We start from the raw sequence: 3,237 nt of genomic DNA, 5'->3' as shown, positions 1-3,237 counted from the left end.
CAACGGCAACGGCAACGGCAACGGCCACGGCAACGGTCATGGTCATGGCGCCGCAGCCGCCGGCTCCGCGGCCGACAGCGGCCCCGGCGGCGCGCCCGCGCAGAAACCGGGGCCCGGCATCTGGCTCGAAGCGTTCACGAAGGCGGTCAACGGCACCGCGCAGGAGCCGTCCTCCGACGCGGGGGAGGCGCCGGGCCGGCCCGGCGACCTGGACGAATCAGACGACGCGTGGGGCAAGGGAGACCTGAAGTGATCCAGCAGAGGGCGAACATGGACTGGATGCTCAAGGAACTGGCCGACGGCGTACCGCAGATCCAGCAGATCGTGGTCCTCTCGGCGGACGGCCTGCGCATCGCCCGGCACGGCGGCGACCCCGACGTCGCCGACCGGCTCGCGGCGGCCTGTGCCGGACTCCAGAGCCTGGCCGCCGCCGTCGCGTCGGAGATTCCCCACAGCGACGGCCGGATGAGGCTCGTCGTCATCGAGGTCGGGGGCGGCTTCTTCTACCTGATGGAGGCCGGGACCGGCGCGTACCTCGCGGTCCTCGCCGACGAGACGGTCGACGCCGGCCTGGTCGGCGCCAGGATGCGGGACATGGTCGTCCGTATCGGCGCCCACCTGACCAGCCCGCCGCGCCACGACGGGCCGGCCGGATGACTCCTCCCCGACGAGAACGCCGTCGTCCCGAGGCGGACGTGGGGGATCCGGAACGGCTGTACGTGATCACCGGCGGTCCCGACGGCGCCGAGCGCGCCGAACTCGACCTGGTGACCATGATCGTGGCACGTGACGAACCGTCACCGACGGTTCAGCCGGAGCAGGCGGCCATCCTCCGGCTGTGCCGGGCGCCCCTGTCCGTCGCGGAGTTGTCCGCCTACCTGACTCTGCCGTTCAGCGTGGTGACCGCCCTGCTGACCGAACTCCTCGCGACCCAACTGGTCGAGTCGCGGGCGCCCGTCGTCCGCGCGGCACTCCCCGACCGGTCCCTCCTCGAAGCGGTGATGCATGGACTCCAGAAGCTCTGACCCGGTCCCGGGCACGCTCGCGGGCGGCGTCGCCGGTCCACGTACCGAAGACGTCCTGCCCACCACGGCCACCTCCGCGGTGAAGGTCGTGATCGTGGGCGGATTCGGCGTCGGCAAGACGACGATGGTGGGCTCGGTCAGCGAGATCAGACCCCTCACCACCGAAGAGACCATGACCCAGGCCGGAGTGGGCGTCGACGACAACAAGGGGGTGGAGAGCAAGACCGCCACCACCGTCGCCATGGACTTCGGTCGCATCAGCATCACGGAACACCTGGTGCTGTACCTCTTCGGGACGCCCGGACAGGAGCGTTTCTGGTTCCTGTGGAACGGCCTCTTCGAAGGGGCCCTCGGGGCGGTCGTCCTCGTCGACACCCGGCGCCTCGAAGTCAGCTTCGACGTGATCGGACGGCTGGAGGAGCGCGGGGTGCCGTTCGTCGTCGCGATCAACACCTTCCCCGACGCGCCGCACCACCCCGTCGAGGTGCTGCGCACCGCCCTGGACCTGCCCGACGAGGTGCCGATGGTCGACTGCGACGCGCGGCTGCGGGCGTCGAGCCGCGACGTCCTGCTGACGCTGATGCGCTATCTGCACGCGCTGGCGCTCCCGCCCGGCTGACCGGTGCCTCGCCTTTTCGTTCTCGCATCGCCCCGCATCCCCCCGACCTTCCGGACCTTCCGGCCCGATTTCTGGAGTGACCGCGTGACCACCCCCTTTTCCGACCGACCCGGGACGGACGACCACGGGGCGCCGCCCCCCGGCTGCCCCGCCCACGGCCTGACCTTCACCCCGGACAGCCTCACCCCCAACGGACTGCGCCGGCTGTACGGCCCCGAGGCCGAGAACGACCCCATGGGCCTGTACGAGAAGCTGCGCGCCGAACACGGCACCGTGGCACCGGTGTTGCTCCAGGGCGACGTGCCCGCCTGGCTGGTCCTCGGGCACAGCGAGAACCTCCACATGACCCGTACCCCCTCGCAGTTCTCGCGTGACGCCCGGCGCTGGCGCGCCCTGCACGACGGTTCCGTGGCCCCCGACCACCCGCTCGCCCCGGTCTTCACCTGGCAGCCCATCTGCGTCTTCGCCGACGGCGCCGACCACGAACGGCTGCGCGGCGCGGTCACCGACTCCCTCGCCCGGATCGACCACCGGGGGGTCAGGCGCTACATCAACCGGTACAGCAACCGCCTGGTGAACGACTTCTGCCAGGACGGCAGGGCCGACCTGGTCAGCCGGTTCGCCGAACACCTGCCGATGATGGTGATGGCGCAGATCATCGGCATGCCGGAGGAGTACAACGACCGGCTGGTCGAGGCCGCCCGCGACATGATCAAGGGCACCGAGACCGCCATCGAGTCCAACGCGTACGTGATGGCCGCCCTGAACCGGCTCGTGGCACGCCGCCGGATCGCGCCCGAGGAGGACTTCGCGACCTGGCTCACCGAGCACCCGGCCGGTCTCACCGACGACGAGGTCGGCCAGCACCTGCGGCTGGTGCTGATCGCGGCGTACGAGACCACCGCGAACCTCATCGCCAACGTCCTGCGCATGGTGCTCACCGACCCCCGCTTCCGGGCCCAGCTGAGCGGCGGGCACATGACACTGCCCGAGGCGGTCGAGCAAACGCTGTGGGACGAACCGCCGTTCACCACGATCTTCGGCCGCTGGGCCGTCGGTGACACCGAGTTGGGCGGCCAGCGCATCAAGGCGGGGGACGCGCTGGTGGTCGGGATCGCGGCGGCCAATGTCGATCCGGTGGTACGGCCGGACCTCAACGCCTCGATGCAGGGCAACCGTTCGCATCTCGCGTTCAGCGGTGGCCCCCACGAATGCCCGGGGCAGGACATCGGCCGGGCCATCGCCGACACCGGCATCGACGCGCTGCTGCTGCGGCTGCCGGACATTCAACTCGCCGTGGAGGAGCATGAGTTGCGGTGGACGGCTGCTCTGATGTCTCGTCAGTTGCAGGAGTTGCCCGTGACGTTCGCGCCCCGGCCGCCGCAGGACGTCACCGGACCGCCGAGCGCGTCGCCGCACGTGACCCGCCCGCAGTGGCAGGTGGAGTCGCCCAGGCCGGCCGCCGTGCCACGTCAGGCGTCACCGCCCTTCCCGGCCGGGCGTCCTGAGACGCCGGTGGGGGCCGCACCGGCGGCCCCGGCGCACGAGCCGGTCCCGGACCCGGGCGCCGGACCGGCGCCGCTGGCGGGGATG

Annotated in this window: 4 protein-coding genes and 1 pseudogene; all 5 read left to right on the top strand. The window is 71.4% G+C overall.

Annotation, left to right across the window (positions count from 1 at the left end; genetic code table 11):
- A pseudogene (locus GT042_RS37960) lies at positions 1 to 253 on the top strand (hypothetical protein); the annotation flags it as partial.
- Positions 250 to 657: a roadblock/LC7 domain-containing protein gene (locus tag GT042_RS02080; protein ID WP_161306978.1), complete on the top strand. Its 408-nt coding sequence runs from the start codon at positions 250 to 252 to the stop codon at positions 655 to 657. The pseudogene GT042_RS37960 and the gene GT042_RS02080, both read left to right, overlap by 4 nt.
- Complete coding sequence (locus GT042_RS02075) at positions 654 to 1,025, top strand: DUF742 domain-containing protein (protein WP_161306977.1); 372 nt, start codon at positions 654 to 656, stop codon at positions 1,023 to 1,025. The genes GT042_RS02080 and GT042_RS02075 overlap by 4 nt, the downstream gene beginning before the upstream one ends.
- Entirely contained in the window at positions 1,006 to 1,644 is a 639-nt protein-coding gene (locus GT042_RS02070; protein WP_161306976.1) for an ATP/GTP-binding protein, read from the top strand. Before GT042_RS02075 ends, GT042_RS02070 begins: the two co-directional genes overlap by 20 nt.
- Positions 1,645 to 1,728: 84 nt before the next feature.
- Positions 1,729 to 3,237 (top strand): cytochrome P450 (locus GT042_RS02065; RefSeq protein ID WP_345943651.1); only part of this gene is annotated, 1,509 nt, incomplete at its 3' end.

The sequence above is a fragment of the Streptomyces sp. SID3212 genome (assembly GCF_009865405.1).
GTDB lineage: Bacteria > Actinomycetota > Actinomycetes > Streptomycetales > Streptomycetaceae > Streptomyces.
This window is presented reverse-complemented; position numbering and strand designations above follow the sequence as displayed.